Below are 18485 nucleotides of genomic sequence, written 5' to 3' on the forward strand. Positions count from 1 at the left end.
GTCTGGCCTTGGCGCCCAGGTGGCGCCAAGGCCCGCTCGTTATACAACCTATCAGGATGCTCAATAACATGGCTATCGAGACAGTACTTCATTCCAATGCTTTCAATGCCGCTGGCTTCGTGCAAAACAATGTCGATCCACGCACCGGGCAGTATGCATTGAGTATCAACATGCCCTCGCTGGTCGGTAATGACCAGATCGGACCTGATCTGCCGATTCGCTTGGTGTTCAACCCGTTCAGCGACAAGAACGTCGGCTTTGGCCGCGGCTGGTACATCGACCTCACCCAGTATGTCCCCGGAACGCGCATGCTGCGTCTTCACACCGGGGAAAGCTACAAGGTCACGGGCTCTGGTGAGGAGCCAACGATTCGAGAGAGAAAGGTCGAAAACTTCCGCTTTTTTGATGACAGTGCGGGCAACAAGCAACAGTATCGGGTCGTTCACAAGTCCTATATGGAAGAGGTCCTCAGCGTATACGGGAGCGAGGAAAATGCCGTTGCGTTACCTTCCGAGGTGCGCGCCGCTTCCGGCCACCGCATTCTGCTGAGCTATACACCCGATGACCAATGGCTGGAGCGTATTGTCGACGGCACGGGTCTGGAGCTGCTGAAAATCACCTACGGCGACACAGTGACCCTCGATCTGCACCCCAATGCCAACGGTGGCAACAAGCCGCTGGCACAATACAAGCTCATCCTGACCAATCAGCAATTGCGCGAGGTTACCTTGCCGGCCGAAGCGGGTGGCAACTGGCGTTTCGAATATACCACCGCCTTTGGCCTGACTTGCCTGGCCAAGGTTTCGACGCCCTACGGTAGCGTGGAAGATATCCGCTACGGGGAAAATGGCGATACAGGCCACCTGCTGCCAGGCGGCGGAACGCGAGCAGCGATACCCCGGGTGACCTCCCATGTGGTCAATCCTGGCGCCGGGCAGCCGTCGATGAAAACCACCTACACCTACACCATCAAGGAAGACAATATTGAGGTGCCGCACAACTTTGTAGGTAACGGCAGCGGCGTCAGCTGGCGTGACGATGGCGAAGACAACCTTTATCGCGCCCGCTCCACTTACCTGTATGCCAGCACAGCTCATCAATGCGGCAAGGGCGCGGAGGGTCAAGACCAGATACTGCGCACCACTCAGCGCGTGTACAACCGTTTTCACTTACAGGTGAGTGAAGTTGTTGTGCAAGGCGTGAACCAACTTACCAACAACACGACCTATCACGGTAATACCGCAACTGAATTCGACAATCAGCTGAACAACTTCCAGCTACCGCTTGAACAAGCCCGGAGTTGGTCGTTGACAAATGATGCCGACAGGGTTCGCTACGAGCCTGCCAGCAGGACGGAGTATGACCTGCATGGCAATCTGATCGAACAAACCCTGCCCTCCGGGCAGCGAACCGTCATCGAGTATTACCCTGCCGAAGGTGACGAGGGCTGCCCGCCCGACCCGGACGGGTTCGTGCGCAACCAGAAGAGCGTGACGGAGTATCCTGCAGCGGGTGGAGACGCGCCTGCACCTGTATTGCGCAGAAGCTTCCAGTACGACGCGCTCGCAAGGGTTCGCTACCCAGATGCCTCGTCTAAACCGCCCGCACTCGATTGGCTGGTCCCGACGCAGGAAAGCCTCTGCGAAGTGGTGGGCGAGGTAGAGCACGCTGCACTGCAAGTCACCACGACCCAGTCGATCGACGAGCCTGACGATCTGCTGCGCCATGGTCGACCGTTGCTGCAAACCCTGCTCATGGGGGGGAAAACTACCAAGACCGATTTTACTTACAGCAAGGAATCCCTCGACGGGCATCCTGTGCTGGTGACGGAGCAGCAGGTGACCGGTTTCGACCATGGGGTTACCGACCCCGAAAGCGGCCAGCCTCGGCATGTTTGCAAGATGATCACGCTCAAGGATTCGATCCTCATTGGCGAACCGCTGCTCAATCGCGACGACAACGATGTCGAAATCGAATACGCGTACGATGCGTTGCGCCGGGTAATTCGCGAGACGGTATCGCCCAATGACGACACCTACAAGGCATCGCGCACGTATGAGTACGGGCTTGTGAGCGGGCCAGGCGAGCAGGCGTCGCAAACCCGGGTGGACGTCAAGGAGGTTGCCATCCGCTCGTTGATCGACGGCCTGGGGCGCGTGGCCAGCGAGGAGCGTCACGATGCGGACGCTGAAGATACCCGGCTGCATCAGGTCTTCCGCCCCCGCAACGCATTTACCTACGATGAACTTGGCCAGTTGACCGAAGCGATCGAATACGACTGGAAAGGCGATCAGCAACTGCCGCTGGCCACCCAGTATGACTACGACGATTGGGGCCAGCAGTCCTGCGAGACCGGGCCGGATGGGGTCAAGCAGTTCCAGGTGGATGATCCGATCGGTTCCAACCCTGCTGGTAGCGACCCTGCGGGCTTCCTGCCAACCCAGACCCGCTGGAGCGAGTCCGCCGATGGCGCGCTGAGCCTGGGCAAGACCATCACCTGGTTGAACCTCTTCGAGCAGCCTGCCCTGGTTCGGCGGTTCGACCTTGCGGACAAGCTGTACGGCAAGCATGAGTATTTCTACGATGGGCTGGGACGTAATGTGCGGGAAGTCGATGCGCGCAATGCGGTTACCCGCTCTTCTTATGATGCCTTCGGCCGCCTGGTCGATCAGACGCTGGCGGACAGGTCCGTGGTCCACCGGGAATATGCCGGGCACAGTAGCGAAGACCTGCCGATCAGTATCAGCGTCGCAGGCACCGTGTTGGGGGAGCAGGTGTTCGACGGTCTGAACCGCATGATCACCTCCATTACCGGCGGGCGGCCACGGCACATGCACTATGAGCCGGGCCAGACCAGGCCGAGCAAAGTGAAAACGGCCGCTGGCAACGTCATCGAGTATGACTACCTTCCGCAGTTGGGGGAGGACCCTGAAGTGCGGCGCATTCCGGGTAAACAGGCGGATTACCAGTACGATCCGCATAATGCACGGCTTACCTGGTGCAAGGAGGAGGGGGAGGAGCTGTCCCGGGCCTATTTCAGCACGGGCGAAATCAAAGGGGAAACCCGCACGATCGGGGACGAGAGCTGGTCCATGGAATATGGCACCAGCCTGCTGGGGCGCCAGTTGTTCTACAAGGATGTCCTCGGCCAGATGCAGACCTACGACTACTATGCCAGTGGCCTGTTGCAGCTGACCACGTTGGGGAGCACCAGCAGCCGGTTCTTCTATGACGGTCTGAGCAATACCCAATGCATCCTTACCCTGGATGGAACCCAAGGGCTGGCCACGGAACTGGAGTATGACCATCAAGGGCGGGAAAGCCTGCGTCGGTTCGTATTCTTGAATACCTTGGTCGAGGCGCCGATCGAAGGCTTCGAGTTCGCCAATGAAGACGTGCAGGCGCTTGTTGAGGAGGCCGGGCTGCTGGTGCAGGGTGTTCAGGAACTGACTCAGGCATACACTGTGCTTGACCAGATCACGTCGAAAAGCTTGAGCGAAAATGGCAGTGTCTTGCGTGAGGAAACGTACAAGTATGACCTGCGCGGCCGTCTGGATGAGTACATCTGTGCAGGGCTGCTTTCCCATAGTCCGAAAGACCCGGCTGGAAAGACCATCCGTCAGCAGTATTTCGAGTTTGATGCACTCGATAACATTACCTGGGTACTGACCGATTTTGAGGAAGAGGACGGTAGCAAGGGCGCTAACGAGGCCACCTACCTGTTCGAAAATGAAGACCCTGCGCAATTGACAGGCGTGACCAACACGCACGCTGATTACGCCGACTTTACGCTGGAATACGACGATGATGGCAACCTGAAGCTCGACGACAAAGGCAAGGGGTTGACGTATGACGCCCTGGGCCGCTTGAGCAGCTACGACGGTAGCGGCTATAGCTACGATCCTTTGGACAGACTGGCAGGCCAGGATGCATGAAGCGTTGAAATGAAAATCGGGCCGTGAGGCCCGATTTTTTTGCGGGGGCTTACGGTATGTCCACCCTGAATTGCACATCAGTGTTGGCGTAGCCGGCGGTTACCTGGGTATTGGTCGCTTTGTAAGCGGCGGAAAACAGCATGTCGGTAGGCTTGCTGTCATGCAGGGGGTAGTCCTTGGAGGCTATCCCATTGTCGACCGGTGCGCCGACATTGTCCTTGATGATCAAGGCCAGGCCGCTGGCGCCACCCGGCTCCAGGGCATACAGCGTGCCGCTGGCACCTGCGCCGCCGTAATTTCCGGTAAAGGTGACGCTGGCAATGGCGCCGGGCACCAGTATGCAGCCGTTGCCGGGGGTAAGGCGCAAGCCGAATGCGCGGTTCGCTGCTTCGTCATCGGCCTGCTTGAATTGGCTGGCGCTCACGTTGCCCATGTAGATTCTGCTGACGGGCAGGCCGGTCGAAGGATCGATGACTTCAATCGCGCAGGTCCCGCTGTCGACCATGCCGAAGAAGTTGATCGAGCCGGTATTTGCCAGCGCTTGTTGACTGGCCATGGCGAGTCCAAAGGCAATGAGTAGGGGCTTCATGGTAGGTTCCTTGACGTCTGTGAATCGCAACAGCGAACGAGCCCAGAGGGCTCGTTCGCAGGCATTCGGTGGGCATGCTCAGGGACGGCTCGACAGTGACTTCTGCACCGCCGGGGTGGCGACCCCGTAGTCATTGATGGTGGTAAAGGTCAGCTGCAAGCCGTTGACGGCCTTGATGCGTGCAAGGTCGTACACCTGCTGGCCGAACGGCGGAGCCATGGCCATGGCCTGGATAGCCTCGGTGCTACCGGCAGAAGTGACTTCCAGGCGACCGAACGTGTAGTGGTAGGGCGTCGGGTTGTCTACCACCAGCTGGACACGCCCGGAGCCCTGACGCACGGACCATTTAAGGTCACCGATGCGGTCGGTGGGGCGGTCTTTCAATTGGCTGGGGCGGTAGAACAGCTTGAGGCGCGTACGCAGTGCGATATTGAGTACATTTACATCCTCAGGCGTTATCTCGGGAATTTCCTGGACATTCAGGTAGAACAGTGTTTCCCGATCCTCCGGCAGCGTGTTGGGCAGGCGGTTGATCTGCACCATCTGCTCTTTGCCAGGGTCCAGTCGGAACAACCCTGGCGAGGTCGCCAGAGGGACGGCTGTATCGGTATCGTCCTTGGCTGTATTGATCCAGTTTTGGACGGCGTAGGGGCGCGGGCTGGGGTTGGCGATCACCACTGACGTACTGCGTTTGTCGCTGTCGAAAACGATACGTGTGGTGTTGACGGTCAGCGCTGCCTGTGCGGGTTGCAGGATGGCTGCGAGGCAAATACCCAAGGCAAGGCGGCGCAAGTGAATGTTCATCTGGCGATACCTTCAGAAAGGGATGAGATAACCCCGGGCGGCTCCAGTCCGCCCGGGGTGCTTTCTCATGGGATGTCGACAAGGAATTGCACATCGGTATTGGCGCGGCCCGGGCCCACGGAGGTGCCAATGGACTTGTAGGCCGCGGAGAAGATCATGGTGGTGGGATTCGTGACGTGCAGCGGGTAGTCCTTGGAGGCAGTGCCGTTGGCCACCGGCGTACCGGCATTGTCCTTGATGGTCAAGGCCAAGTCATTGGCCCCACCTGGCTCCAGCGCATACAGCGCACCACCTGCACCCGCACCGCCATAGGCGGCAGTGAAGGTGACCTTGGCATTGCTGCCAGGGGCGACGACGCAGCCGGCACCTGGGGTGATACGCATGCCAAAGGCGCGCGACGCGGCTTCGTCGCCAACGTCCGCAAACTGCGAAACGCTGACGTTACCCATGTTGACACGGGCCACCGGCAGGCCGGTCGATGGGTCGATGATTTCGATCGGGCAGGTGCCGGCATGGACCTGGCCGTAGAAGTTGATCGAACCGGTGTTGGCGAATGCTGCGCTGCTGGCCAGGCCAAGCCCGACAGCAAGGGTGATAAGCGACTTCTTCATATTGAACTCCACTGTTGAACAGTTGTGGGCGGGACGTTTTTCGTCCTTTGAATTTCTGCCGAACAACTGGCCGGCAGGGGAGCGCGAAGAGTAAGCCGATAAAAACTTAATGTGCGTAGGAAAAATCCGATGAATGCCAGGGAAAGTCTTAACAATTGGACTTGTCAAAATCATGTTCTGAGGGCTGGCGAGCACACCTTCATTAAGTGCTGAGTGGATAGTTAAAACAACTGATAAAAATGCCAGTTTTCAAGGTTCTCTTATTGCGCTGCACTGAGCACTCAGTCAGATGGAAGACAGGGTTATGGGTACTCATAAAAAAGGCAACGAATGTCAGGATTCAGGATCGCAGGATGCTTCTGGGGTCGAAAATGAACCTGTGGCCTGCGTCATCGGTTATATCGATACACCTGAGCTTAACCGTTTATGGGCAGAGCGTTACGCGCGCAGCGGTCATGACCTGAGTGGGGGGGAATCGGTTGTTGCCGAGCGCGAGATGAATGCAACCACCTGGGAGTTGAGCGTGGTAAATCTGGGCTATCCGAAGTTGGAGTTCGAGACCGGAGGACGCAAACTCAAGCTGTGCAAGAACCTGTTGACAGACCTGCGGCTGGAGCTGAGCAAGCCCAATGGCATGCCTGCCCGGCAGGCTATTCGGATCGAACAATCGGGCGCCAGTGGCAAGGTGCTCGAGGTTACCCTGGACTCGAGCGACCTGCATGCGCAATACCACAAGCAGCAGGGCAGCGAGGTTCGCCTGCACTGGTCGAACCCCGCTACCTATGAGATAGAAGGCGATCGAGTGAGTGCAGACCGGTTCAAGCAGCACTACGAGCCGCTGAAGCGAATCAAGCTGGCCACGTTGACAAAGCCAGTATCTGCAGCGCTCGCTGACGCCTGGGTTTACTTTGAACATGACAATGAGCAGACGCGATCTTATGTTTTCAGCCAGCCTCGCCAAACGGCTGCCGGGTCAGGCCAGTTACAGGCATCTGAAGGCGAAGACGCGGCGGTGGCCTTTCATGTCCTGACATTCCCGGTCACCTTGACCCAACTGCCTCCGGCGGACAAAAACTGGGTAATCGGGCTTTTCGCACCCAGTGGGTCATTGACCTGGGGGCTTGGCGGCTACATTCCCCCCATGGAGTATTACCTCGGCGCTTACAAGGCGCTTGGCGCTGCGCAGGCGCAGGCCATTCCAGCTAACACTGCACAGGGACTGCAGCTTTCTCCACTGGTTACCTTTTGCGATCGTGGTGGTCGTCCGGAAGAGGTTGAACTCATGCCGGCGGGGGCGCAAGCCACGTGGAAGTTGGAAGAACCAGAGCGTGGCAAGCTGCTTCTACAGGAGGGCAAGCACTATTACGAACCACCGAAATCAATAAATCCAGAGGTGCGGTTCAATCAGAGCGGTGACACCTTCATACCAGCCGCCTACCGCGCTTCCATCGATACGCCGACAGCCACCGATATCATCAAGGTTACCTCAGGGGGGGAAACCACCTATTCCACATTCGTGATCCGATGGGTGCACCCGACGCATTTCATCAGGGTTGCCAAGCAAACCAGCGGGCTCAAGCTTTCACTGTTTTTCCTCAACCGCTCTCAGCAAGAGCAAGCGGTTCCGGACTCGCAGGTATCCTGGCAGGTGGTAGCGGGCAATGGCTCGGTAGTTTCCGGCATTTTCAAGCCAGCCGCGCAGAACCCGAGCCCTTACTCCGTCGTCAGAGGGGTGGACGAGACCAGGCAGGATGAGTGGCGGTGGGGGCTGACGATCATTGCCCTGCCGATACTCGACATCGATACGCTGGTGGACTTTTACTCGCGTTGAGCGAGGCCGGGTCAGTGTCGAGTCGTTGGCGGTGTCTGGGCCAGCAACTGCTTTTCCTGATGCCAGTCGAACGGTTCGTCGTTGCGCTCGGCCTCGTAGCGACGTTCCTCGAGTTGCTGGTACAGGGCCAGCTCTTCGTCAGGCATGAAATGCAAGCAGTCGCCACCGAAGAACCACAAGAGATCGCGCGGGACCAGGTGGGCGATTTGCGGGTAGCGCTGAATCACCTGGCAGATCAGGTCCTGGCCCAGGTATTGGCTTTGCAGGGGATCCTGCGGCAGCAGGGTCAGCAACTCGTCAAAGCGTTCGAGAAACAACGCGTGGCTTTCCTCCGGTACCTGTTCGGCCTCACCCAGCGCCACCAGGATGGTGCGCAGGTGGTGGAGCAGTTGCAGGTGGTATTCCAGGTTGGGGTTGGCCATGGAGGGGTCCTCGGGGTGATGGAAACGGGCGCGGAGTATACGCCCGTTGAGGTTGGGGTGGGGAAGGGGGCTGCACGGCGGCCCCGTTATCAGCGCACTTTGCCTGACTCCGGCAACAGTTGCGCCTTGTCGAAGGCATCCACATCGATCACCGCCCGGCGTGCGATTTCCGCCTCCTGCAGGCGCTGGCCTTCACCCGGTTGGAGCACGCCCGCTGCAACCGCTGCTTCGATCACTGACTGGCCCGGCGTCGGTTGCAGCCTGCCATCCTTGATAGCTTGGCGAAGTGTCTTGTGCAGCGGCACGGCTTCATCCAGCAAATCGCTGGCCCGCTGCAGTGCCGCCACCGGATCGCCTTCGGCCTGCGGGCGGAAGCATCCCGCCAGCAACTCCTCCAGTGCCGGGTCGCCTTTGGCCCGGCCGATCAGCGCGGCCACCTCGGCATCCAGCTCATCGCTCGGCCCGGTGTGACGACGACCGAAGGGGAACACCAGCACCCGTAGCGCGCAGCCCATAAAGCGGTTGGGGAAGTTATCCAGCAGGCGGTCCAGTGCGCGCTCCGCCTGGCCCAGGCTCTCCTCCATGGCCCAGCGCAGCAACGGTCGCATATGTTCCGGCGAGCCCAGGTCGTGGTAGCGCTTGAGTGCGGCAGAGGACAGGTACAGGTAGCTCAATACATCGCCAAGCCGTGCGCTCAGCCGTTCCCGGCGTTTGAGTGCGCCGCCGAGCAGCATCATCGACAGGTCTGCCAGCAGGGCGAAGGCCGCTGCCTGGCGGTTCAAGGCACGGAAGTAGCCCTGGCTCAAGGCGTCCCCCGGCACGCTTTCCAGGCGGCCCAGGCCCAGGCCGAAGATCAAGGTACTGGCGGCGTTGCCAGCGGCGAACATGATGTGCTTCATCAACAGTTCATCGAACTCCCTGAGCGCCTGGTCGCGATCCTCGCGCCCGGCCAGGGCCATTTCCCTGAGCACGAACGGGTGGCAGCGGATCGCGCCCTGACCGAAGATCATCAGATTGCGCGAAAGGATGTTGGCGCCCTCGACGGTGATGAAGATCGGCGCACCTTGCCAGTTACGTCCCAGGTAATTGTTCGGGCCCATGATGATGCCTTTGCCGCCATGCACGTCCATGGCGTGCTGGATGCATTCGCGGCCACGTTCGGTCAGGTGGTACTTGAGAATCGCCGACAGCACCGACGGTTTCTCGCCCAGGTCCACGGCCTTGGCGGTCAGCAGCCGGGCGCTGTCCATCAGCCAGGCGTTGCCGCCGATGCGCGCCAGCGACTCCTGGATGCCTTCGAAGGCTGCCAGCGGCACGTTGAACTGCTCGCGAATGTTGGCGTACTGGCCGGTGACCAGGCTGGTGTACTTGGCGGCGCCGGTGCCCACGGCGGGCAGGGAGATCGAACGGCCCACCGACAGGCAGTTCATCAGCATCATCCAGCCCTTGCCCAGCATCGCCTGGCCGCCAATCAGGAAGTCCAGCGGCACGAACACGTCCTTGCCGCTGTTGGGGCCGTTCATGAACGCCGCGCCCAGCGGCAGGTGACGCTTGCCGATCTCCACGCCGGGGGTGTCGGTGGGGATCAGCGCCAGGCTGATGCCCAGCTCTTCTTCCTCGCCGAGCAGATGGTCTGGGTCGTAGGCCTTGAACGCCAGGCCCAGCAGGGTGGCGACCGGGCCCAGGGTGATGTAGCGCTTTTCCCAGTTCAGGCGCAGGCCGATGACTTCTTCGCCTTGCCACTGGCCTTTGCAGATGACGCCGGTGTCGGGCATGGCACCGGCGTCGGAACCGGCCAACGGGCCGGTGAGGGCGAAGCAGGGGATCTCATCGCCGCGTGCCAGTCGGGGCAGGTAATGGTTGCGCTGTTCGTCGGTGCCGTAGTGCAGCAGCAACTCGGCCGGGCCGAGGGAGTTGGGCACCATCACCGTGGACGCCAGGTCACCGCTGCGGGTGGCCAGTTTCATTGCTACCTGGGAGTGGGCGTAGGCGGAGAAGCCTTTGCCGCCGTACTCCTTGGGAATGATCAGGGCGAAGAAGCCGTTGTCCTTGATGTGCTGCCAGGCTTCAGGCGGCAGGTCCAGGTCCTGGCCGATCTGCCAGTCGCTGACCATGGCGCACAGGGCTTGCGTGGGGCCGTCGATGAAGGCCTGCTCTTCGTCTGTGAGTTTGGGGGCCGGGTAGGCGAGCAGTGTGCGCCAGTCGGGGCGGCCGCTGAACAGCTCGCCGTCCCACCACACAGTGCCGGCGTCGATCGCTTCGCGCTCGGTCTGCGACATGGGCGGCAGGGTGCGCTGGAACCACTTGAACACCGGGCCGGTGAACACCTTGCGTCGCCATTCAGGCAGCGCCACCAGGGCGATTTTCACGGCCAGGACGATCCAGATCAGGGTCAGCAGCCAGCCGGGGGCACTGCTGAAGATACCCATGAGCAGCACGTAGGCTGCCATGATGCCGAGAATCTGCAAGGGCGCCAGGCGCCGGTGCGTGAGGTATGCCGCGCCGATCACCAGCACTACCAACCACAACAGCAACATAATCGGTCCTCCTTGGAACCAGGGGCTTGGGCCGTCCCACAGAGCTTAGACGGCATCTGTTTCAGTGACAGGGTGAGCGGGCGGGAGTTCTGATTGATTTGTGGTGGCATGTTTTTGTATTGCCTGTACCGGCCTCATCGCGGCTAAAGCCGCTCCTACAAGGGCTGCGCCGGTCTGTAGGAGCGGCTTTAGCCGCGATGAGGCCGGTACAGGCGAAGCAGGTCTGGAGTAGACTCACCCCTCCGCATTTCATAAGGACGTTGCCATGCTGAAGATCTGGGGCCGCAAGAATTCAAGCAATGTGCGCAAGGCGCTGTGGATCGCCCACGAGCTGGGCCTGGACTTCGAAGCCATCGACGCCGGTGGCGCCTTCGGCGTGGTCAACGAGCCGCATTACCGTGCCCTCAACCCCAATGGCCTGGTGCCCATGCTCGAAGATGGCGACCTGGTGCTGTGGGAATCCAACACCATCGTCCGCTACCTGTGTGCCGAATACGGCGCCGAGCAGGGCTGGTACCTGGATGACCCGCGTCAGCGCGCCCTGGCCGACAAATGGATGGACTGGACCACCTCGTCCTTCGCCACCCCGTTCCGCCCGCTGTTCTGGGGCCTGCTGCGCACGCCCGAGGCGCAGCGCGATTGGGTAGCGATCAACGCCGCACACAAGCAGTGCGCCGCATTGCTGTCCATCGCCGACGCCACCCTGGCGCACCAGCCCTATCTTTCCGGTGACCAGATCGGCATGGGCGACATCCCACTGGGTAGTTTCGTCTATGCCTGGTTCGAAATGCCTATCGAGCGCCCGGCCATGCACCATCTGGAAGCCTGGTACGAACGCCTGAAGCAGCGCCCGGCCTACCAGGCAGCGGTAATGACCGCGCTGACCTGACCCTGCTTCGATAGTCATTATCAATAGATGTGACTGTACTTGTGCGGCCCGGCCTTGCACCATGGCCGCACTCACTGCGCCAGTGATTTCGCCTGGCGTGTCCTGAACCATTCTTTATTCGGTACGTGACCCGCTATGAGTTCCGCCCTGTCCATCCGACAGCTGACCAAGACCTACGGCAACGGCTTCCAGGCCCTCAAGGGCATCGACCTGGATGTCGCCGAAGGTGACTTCTTCGCCTTGCTCGGCCCCAATGGCGCCGGCAAGTCCACCACCATCGGCATCCTCTCGACCCTGGTCAACAAGACCAGCGGCACGGTGAACGTGTTCGGCCATGACCTGGACCGCGAGCCTTCTGCGCTCAAGCGCTGCCTTGGCGTGGTGCCACAGGAATTCAACTTCAACCAGTTCGAGAAAACCTTCGACATCGTCGTGACCCAGGCCGGTTACTACGGCATCCCGCCCAAGCTGGCCAAGGAACGTGCCGAGCAGTACCTGACCCAACTGGGGCTGTGGGATAAACGCGACGTGCAGTCGCGCTCGCTGTCCGGCGGCATGAAGCGCCGACTGATGATCGCCCGTGCGCTGATCCACGAGCCGCGCTTGCTGATCCTCGACGAGCCGACCGCCGGGGTCGACATCGAGTTGCGCCGTTCGATGTGGAGCTTCCTCACCGAGCTCAACCAGAAAGGCATCACCATCATCCTCACCACCCACTACCTGGAAGAGGCTGAGCAGCTGTGCCGCAACATCGGCATCATCGACCACGGCACCATCGTCGAGAACACCAGCATGCGCAAGCTGCTGGGCAAGCTGCATGTCGAGACCTTCGTGCTTGACCTCAAGCAGGACCTGGCCCAGGCACCGATCCTTCAGGGCTATCCGTGCCGCCTGCTGACGCCGCACACCCTGGAAGTGCAGGTGGAGAAAGATATTGGCATCACCGCGCTGTTCGGCCAGCTGGCGCTGCAGAACATCGAAGTGCAGAGCCTGCGCAACAAGACCAACCGACTCGAGGAGCTGTTCGTGTCCCTGGTGGAAAAAAACCTGTCGAAGGTGGCCGTATGAGTGTGGAGCTGCGCACCAACTGGGTCGCCCTGAATACCATCGTCTACCGCGAAGTGCGGCGCTTCCTGCGCATCTGGCCGCAGACCTTGCTGCCGCCGGCGATCACCATGGTCTTGTACTTCGTGATCTTCGGTAATCTGATTGGCCGGCAGATCGGCGACATGGGTGGCTTCACCTACATGCAGTACATCGTGCCGGGGCTGATCATGATGTCGGTGATCACCAACTCCTACGGCAACGTGGTGTCGAGCTTCTTCGGCAGCAAGTTCCAGCGTTCGATCGAAGAGCTGATGGTGTCGCCGGTATCACCGCACACCATTCTCGTCGGCTATGTGCTGGGCGGCGTGCTGCGCGGCCTGGCGGTTGGGGTGATCGTGACCATCCTGTCGATGTTCTTCACCGACCTGCAGGTTCATCATCTGGGCGTGACCGTGGTCGTGGTGCTGCTGACCGCCACCATCTTCTCGCTGCTGGGCTTCGTCAACGCCGTGTTCGCGCGCAACTTCGACGATATCTCGATCATCCCGACTTTCGTGCTGACCCCACTGACCTACCTGGGCGGGGTGTTCTACTCGATCAACCTGCTGCCGCCGTTCTGGCAGACCGTGTCGCTGGCCAACCCGGTGTTGCACATGGTCAACTCGTTCCGCTACGGCATCCTAGGGGTGTCGGATATCAGTATTGGCACGGCGATCACCTTCATGCTGGTGGCCACCGCGGTGCTCTATGTGCTGTGCGTTCGCCTGCTGGTCAGCGGCCGCGGCATGCGCGCCTGAGGCCTTGTGTTTGCGCCGGCGCCACTGCCGGCCGACCCACCAGCGCCAATACAGCATGGTGGTGAAGTAGGCCACGATGCCCAGCACCACCCCGCATACCACCGAACCCAGCAGAAAGGGCTGCCACAGCGTGGCCAGCTGGTCGGTGATCCATTCGAAGGTCAGTTCGTCGGGCAGCGTCCGGGGCGGGACCTGCATCAGCCAGGCACCGGTCATGTAGGTGACGAAGAACACCGGTGGCATGGTCAGCGGGTTGGTCAGCCAGACCAGGCTGACCGCAATCGGCAAGTTGCCGCGCACCGGGATGGCCAGCGCCGCCGCCAGTAGCATCTGCATGGGGATCGGGATCAACGCCGCGAACAGGCCCACGCCCATGGCCCGCGCCACCGAATGGCGGTTCAGGTGCCAGAGGTTCGGGTCATGCAGCAGCTTGCCGAAAAAGCGTAGGGACTTGTGTTCCCGAATGCTGGTTGGATCCGGCATGTACCGTTTGAAAAGTCGGCGCGGCATGTAGGCTCCTGGCGCGTTGATCGGGGCAGTATGCCTTGATTCCATCTCAGGCTCGTTCAGAGTTTGTGACAATTGTTGAGCGAGTCAGGGCGGCATTTCAGCTAAGCCTCAGTAAGCGATTTTGCTTCTGGAGCTCTACCTCATGCGCACAGGGATGCTTGCGCTGGCGCTCGGGCTGTTGTGCCTGGGTCTTTTACCTGCATTGCCGTCGGTCGGGTGGCTATGGCTTTTGCTCTGTGGCGGGCTGCTTTGCCTGTGCTCGCGGGGCTGGCCGGTGGGTTGCTTCCTGCTTGGATTGTGTTGGGCCTGCTGGTCGGCGCAGCAGGCGCTGGACGACCGCCTGGCGCCACAACTCGATGGCCGCACGCTGTGGCTGGAAGGCAAGGTGGTCGGGCTGCCGAGCCAAACCGGGCAGGGCGTGCGCTTTGTTCTGGAGCAACCCCGTTCACGCCGCGCCGAACTTCCCTCGCGCCTGCAGTTGAGCTGGTTCGAGGGCCCGCCGGTGCGGGCAGGCGAACGTTGGCGCCTGGCGGTGACCTTGCAGCGGCCCTCAGGATTGCTGAATCCCCATGGAGCTGACAGGGAAGCGCAATTGCTGGCGCGCCGGGTGGGCGCAACCGGCACGGTCAAGGCGGGCCACGTGTTGGATGCCCAGGGGCCAGGTTGGCGCGATGCGATACGCCAGCGCCTGCTGGCCATCGATGCCAAGGGGCGGGAAGCGGCGTTGGTGGCGCTGGTGCTTGGGGACGGTGCCGGATTGGCGCGCAGTGATTGGCAAGTGCTGCAGGCCACGGGCACGGTGCACCTGCTGGTGATCTCGGGCCAACACATCGGCCTGGTGGCCGGTTTGCTCTATGCGCTGGTGGCTGGCCTGGCGCGCTGGGGCCTGTGGCCTCGGCAGTTACCCTGGCTGCCCTGGGCGTGTGGTTTGGCGCTGGCGGCGGCCCTGGCCTACGGCTGGTTGGCCGGCGCCGGGGTGCCGGTGCAGCGCGCTTGCCTGATGTTGGCGGTGGTGCTGCTCTGGCGCTTGCGCTTTCGCCAGCTTGGGGCGTTCTTTCCCTTGTTGGTGGCGCTGAACCTGGTGCTGATCGCCGAGCCTCTGGCCGCCTTGCTGCCGGGTTTCTGGTTATCGTTCGCGGCAGTGGCGACGCTTGTCTACTGCTTCAGTGCTCGCCTTGGCGGCTGGCGCCCCTGGCAGGCGTGGACCCGCGCCCAGTGGGTGATCGCAGTGGGTTTGCTGCCGGTGCTGCTGGCCACGGGGCTGCCGGTCAGCCTGAGCGCGCCGCTGGCGAACCTGGTGGCCGTGCCCTGGATCAGCCTGGCGGTATTGCCGCTGGCGTTGCTCGGCACCTTGTTGCTGCCGCTGGCGGGTGTTGGCGAAACGTTGCTGTGGTTGGCTGGCGGCCTGCTCGATGGCTTGCTGCGGGTGCTGGAGGCAGTGGCGGGCTGGCGCCCGGCCTGGATGCCGCCAGCGTTGCCGCTTTGGGCCTGGCTGCTGGTATGCCTGGGCGCGCTGTTGGTGCTGCTGCCGCGCGGAATACCACTGCGTGGCCTGGGCGGGGTGATGCTGCTGGCCCTGTGGGTACCCAGGGAGCCCGTGCCGCACGGGCTGGTGGAGGTGTGGCAGCTTGATGTTGGCCAAGGGCTGGCGGTGCTGCTGCGCACGCGACATCACACCCTGCTTTATGACGCAGGCCCGGCGCGGGGTGATACGGATTTTGGCGAGCGAGTGGTGTTGCCTACCTTGCACAAGCTGGGCGTGCGGCAGCTGGACCGGATGTTGATCAGCCATGCCCACAGCGACCATGCAGGTGGCGCGTTGGCCGTAGCCCGCGGGTTGCCGGTAACGCGGGTGCTCAGTGGCGAAGCGCAGGCGCTTGCCGCGCCGTTGTCGGCGCAGCCGTGTGTCAGTCATGACGGCTGGGAGTGGGATGGCGTGCGTTTTTCGCTGTGGCACTGGGCTGACGGGCAGGGCAGTAATGACCGCTCCTGCGTATTGTTGGTCGAGGCGCGGGGCGAACGCTTGCTGCTGGCCGGTGACATGGAGGCCGGCGCCGAGCGGGCCTGGCTGGCAGAGCACGGCACGTCCAGCATCGATTGGTTGCAGGCGCCGCACCATGGCAGTCGCAGTTCGTCGACCGAGGCCTTCATGCGCGCCACGGCCCCACGCGGAGTAATGATTTCACGGGGGCGCAACAACGGCTTTGGCCACCCCCACGAGCAGGTAATGGCGCGCTATCGGCGCCATGGGCTGGCGATTCATGATACGGCGGTGGAGGGGGCGTTGCGTTTGCTGCTGGGTAGCCAGGGCGCGGTCGAGGGCGTGCGTGGGCAGCGACGTTTCTGGCGTGAGCGGGCGCCAATTCCCTGACCTTCGGCAGATGAGCCCCCAGCGTGCGTATGGTAGAGTGGCGGCCTTTTTCCGAAGGGGCGTTTACTGTGTGGGAATTGGTCAAGTCCGGTGGTTGGATGATGCTGCCGATCATTCTGAGCTCCATCGTTGCCATGGCTATCGTCGTCGAGCGCCTGTGGACCCTGCGCGCCAGCCGCGTCACCCCACCGCACCTGCTGGGCCAGGTGTGGATGTGGATCAAGGACAAGCAGCTCACCAGTGACAAGCTCAAGGCCCTGCGCGCCGACTCGCCGCTGGGCGAGATCCTGGCTGCGGGCCTTGCCAACTCGCGCCATGGTCGCGAGATCATGAAAGAGTGCATCGAAGAAGCTGCCTCGCGGGTCATTCACGAGCTTGAGCGCTATATCAGCACGCTCGGCACCATCGCCGCCATGGCCCCGCTGCTGGGCCTGCTGGGCACCGTGCTGGGCATGATCGACATCTTCAGCGCCTTCATGGGTTCGCAGATGACCGCCAATGCCGCCGTGCTGGCGGGCGGTATCTCCAAGGCCCTGGTTACCACTGCGGCCGGCCTGATGATCGGTATCCCTGCCGTGTTCTTCCACCGTTTCCTGTTGCGCCGCATCGATGAGCTGGTGGTGGGCATGGAGCAGGAGGCGATCAAGCTGGTGGAAGTCATCCAGGGCGACCGCGAAGTGGAAGTGTCCGGAGGCAAGGCGTGAAGTTCCGGCGCAATCGCCAGCGGGAGAACGTCGACATCAACCTGGCGTCGCTGATCGACGTGGTCTTCGTCCTGCTGCTGTTCTTCGTGGTCACCACCACCTTCACCCGCGAGACCCAGTTGCGCGTCGAACTGCCCGAGGCCGCCAGCGCCGAGCAGCCGCCAGCGGACCAGGACAAGCTGGTGGAAGTCACCATCAGTGCAGAGGGCGTGTATTCGGTGAACAATCACCTGCTGCCCAAGAGCGACCTGGCCACCCTGACCGAAGCCATCGAGCGTGAGTCCGGTGGTGACAACAAACTGCCCCTGGCGATCAGCGCCGACGGCAAGACCCCGCACCAGGCCGTGATCACCGCGATGGATGCCGCCGGCAAGCTCGGTTTCAGCCACCTGCGCATGACCACCGTCGAGGCGGCCCAGGGGACACCTTGATGGCGCTCGCCGACCGTCTGCTGGCTGCCTGGTATGCCGGGCATCCAGCCCTGGCCCTGCTGCGCCCCCTCGAGACCTTGTATCGCCGTGTGGTCACGCGCAAGCGTGCACGCTTTCTCAGGGGTGAAAGCCCCAGCTATCGCGCTCCGGTGCCGGTCATCGTGGTGGGCAACATCACCATTGGCGGCACCGGCAAGACGCCGATGATCCTCTGGCTGATCGAGCATTGCCGTCGGCAGGGGCTGAAGGTCGGCGTGGTCAGCCGTGGTTATGGCGCCAAGCCACCCCAGTTGCCATGGCGCGTCGAGGCGCAGCAGCCTGCCGAACAGGCGGGCGACGAACCGCTGCTGATCGTCCAGCGCACCGACGTGCCGCTGATGATCGACCCTGATCGCTCCCGTGCCGTCCAGGCGCTGTTGGCCAGCGAGCCGCTGGACGTGATCCTGTGTGACGATGGTATGCAACACTATCGCCTGGCGCGTGACCTGGAGCTGGTACTGATCGATGCTGCCCGTGGTCTGGGCAATGGCCGCTGCCTGCCGGCCGGGCCGTTGCGTGAGCCGGCCGAGCGCCTGCAGGAAGCCGATGCGGTGCTGTTCAATGGCGCCGACGCCGATCGCCCCGATGGTTTCGCGTTCCGCCTGCAGCCCAGCGCCCTGGTCAACTTGCGCAGCGGCGAGCGGCGCACGCTTGACTTCTTCCCGGCGGGCCAGCGCCTGCACGCGGTCGCCGGCATCGGCAACCCACAACGTTTCTTCAACACCCTGCTGGGGCTAAACTGGCAGCCGGTGCCGCATCCCTTCGCCGACCACGCCGAGTTCAGCGCCGAGCGCCTGGCGTTCAGTCCGCCGCTGCCGTTGGTGATGACCGAGAAGGATGCGGTGAAATGCCGGGTCTTCGCCGCCGATGACTGGTGGTACCTGGCCGTCGAGGCGCAGCCCACGCCGGCCTTCGTCGCCTGGTTCGACAGCCAGCTGCAACGCCTGCTGGCGCAGCGCAAGCCCTGA

14 protein-coding genes and 1 pseudogene are annotated in these 18485 nt (G+C 62.0%); 9 read left to right on the forward strand and 6 right to left on the reverse strand.

The features are described from left to right. Nucleotides 1-68: 68 nt before the first annotated feature. Nucleotides 69-3935, forward strand: coding sequence for a sugar-binding protein (locus ACIPZG_RS23795; RefSeq protein WP_400717448.1), 3867 nt, complete (start codon nucleotides 69-71; stop codon nucleotides 3933-3935). Nucleotides 3936-3984: 49 nt separating this feature from the next. Here ACIPZG_RS23795 and ACIPZG_RS23800 read toward each other — a convergent pair whose 3' ends face one another. From ACIPZG_RS23800 to ACIPZG_RS23810, 3 genes are all read right to left on the reverse strand, one after another. Continuing rightward, entirely contained in the window at nucleotides 3985-4524 is a 540-nt protein-coding gene (locus tag ACIPZG_RS23800) for a fimbrial protein (RefSeq protein ID WP_400717450.1), read from the reverse strand. Nucleotides 4525-4602: 78 nt separating this feature from the next. Beyond that, complete coding sequence (locus ACIPZG_RS23805) at nucleotides 4603-5328, reverse strand: molecular chaperone (protein WP_400717453.1); 726 nt, start codon at nucleotides 5326-5328, stop codon at nucleotides 4603-4605. Nucleotides 5329-5393: 65 nt separating this feature from the next. After that, on the reverse strand, nucleotides 5394-5939 hold the full coding sequence (locus ACIPZG_RS23810) for a fimbrial protein (protein WP_400717455.1): 546 nt from the start codon (nucleotides 5937-5939) through the stop codon (nucleotides 5394-5396). A 304-nt stretch (nucleotides 5940-6243) separates the two neighbouring features. On the opposite strand from ACIPZG_RS23810, the gene ACIPZG_RS23815 reads away from it, so the two are divergent. Further along, on the forward strand, nucleotides 6244-7770 hold the full coding sequence (locus ACIPZG_RS23815) for a hypothetical protein (RefSeq protein ID WP_400717458.1): 1527 nt from the start codon (nucleotides 6244-6246) through the stop codon (nucleotides 7768-7770). A gap of 11 nt (nucleotides 7771-7781) precedes the next feature. On the opposite strand, the gene ACIPZG_RS23820 is transcribed toward ACIPZG_RS23815, so the two are convergent. Together ACIPZG_RS23820 and ACIPZG_RS23825 are read right to left on the reverse strand one after the other, a co-directional pair. Further along, nucleotides 7782-8192, reverse strand: a complete 411-nt coding sequence (locus ACIPZG_RS23820; protein WP_400717461.1) for a PA2817 family protein — start codon at nucleotides 8190-8192, stop codon at nucleotides 7782-7784. 89 nt (nucleotides 8193-8281) lie between these two features. Continuing rightward, nucleotides 8282-10729 (reverse strand): acyl-CoA dehydrogenase, encoded by a 2448-nt coding sequence (locus tag ACIPZG_RS23825; protein ID WP_400717463.1) that lies wholly within the window; start codon nucleotides 10727-10729, stop codon nucleotides 8282-8284. A 265-nt stretch (nucleotides 10730-10994) separates the two neighbouring features. On the opposite strand from ACIPZG_RS23825, the gene ACIPZG_RS23830 reads away from it, so the two are divergent. The 3 genes from ACIPZG_RS23830 (at nucleotide 10995) to ACIPZG_RS23840 (ending at nucleotide 13462) form a co-directional block, all read left to right on the forward strand. After that, nucleotides 10995-11618 carry a glutathione S-transferase gene (locus ACIPZG_RS23830; RefSeq protein ID WP_400717466.1) on the forward strand — a complete coding sequence of 208 codons (624 nt, stop codon included), beginning with the start codon at nucleotides 10995-10997 and terminating at the stop codon, nucleotides 11616-11618. A 135-nt stretch (nucleotides 11619-11753) separates the two neighbouring features. Continuing rightward, nucleotides 11754-12686 (forward strand): ABC transporter ATP-binding protein, encoded by a 933-nt coding sequence (locus ACIPZG_RS23835; protein WP_008096463.1) that lies wholly within the window; start codon nucleotides 11754-11756, stop codon nucleotides 12684-12686. Next, nucleotides 12683-13462 (forward strand): ABC transporter permease, encoded by a 780-nt coding sequence (locus ACIPZG_RS23840; RefSeq protein ID WP_027919460.1) that lies wholly within the window; start codon nucleotides 12683-12685, stop codon nucleotides 13460-13462. The genes ACIPZG_RS23835 and ACIPZG_RS23840 overlap by 4 nt, the downstream gene beginning before the upstream one ends. A 12-nt stretch (nucleotides 13463-13474) precedes the next feature. Here the strand turns inward: ACIPZG_RS23840 and ACIPZG_RS23845 are convergent. Continuing rightward, nucleotides 13475-13972: pseudogene (locus ACIPZG_RS23845) on the reverse strand (DUF2062 domain-containing protein); the annotation flags it as partial. A gap of 142 nt (nucleotides 13973-14114) precedes the next feature. Between ACIPZG_RS23845 and ACIPZG_RS23850 the strand changes: the two are divergent. The 4 genes from ACIPZG_RS23850 (at nucleotide 14115) to lpxK (ending at nucleotide 18485) form a co-directional block, all read left to right on the forward strand. Then, on the forward strand, nucleotides 14115-16343 hold the full coding sequence (locus ACIPZG_RS23850) for a DNA internalization-related competence protein ComEC/Rec2 (RefSeq protein WP_400717468.1): 2229 nt from the start codon (nucleotides 14115-14117) through the stop codon (nucleotides 16341-16343). 68 nt (nucleotides 16344-16411) lie between these two features. Continuing rightward, nucleotides 16412-17047 carry a MotA/TolQ/ExbB proton channel family protein gene (locus ACIPZG_RS23855; protein WP_400717538.1) on the forward strand — a complete coding sequence of 212 codons (636 nt, stop codon included), beginning with the start codon at nucleotides 16412-16414 and terminating at the stop codon, nucleotides 17045-17047. Continuing rightward, complete coding sequence (locus ACIPZG_RS23860; protein ID WP_008096452.1) at nucleotides 17044-17478, forward strand: biopolymer transporter ExbD; 435 nt, start codon at nucleotides 17044-17046, stop codon at nucleotides 17476-17478. Before ACIPZG_RS23855 ends, ACIPZG_RS23860 begins: the two co-directional genes overlap by 4 nt. Next, nucleotides 17478-18485, forward strand: coding sequence for a tetraacyldisaccharide 4'-kinase (gene lpxK, locus ACIPZG_RS23865; RefSeq protein ID WP_400717470.1), 1008 nt, complete (start codon nucleotides 17478-17480; stop codon nucleotides 18483-18485). The genes ACIPZG_RS23860 and lpxK overlap by 1 nt, the downstream gene beginning before the upstream one ends.

This window comes from Pseudomonas sp. NPDC089395 (genome assembly GCF_044749525.1).
Classification (GTDB): Bacteria; Pseudomonadota; Gammaproteobacteria; order Pseudomonadales; family Pseudomonadaceae; genus Aquipseudomonas.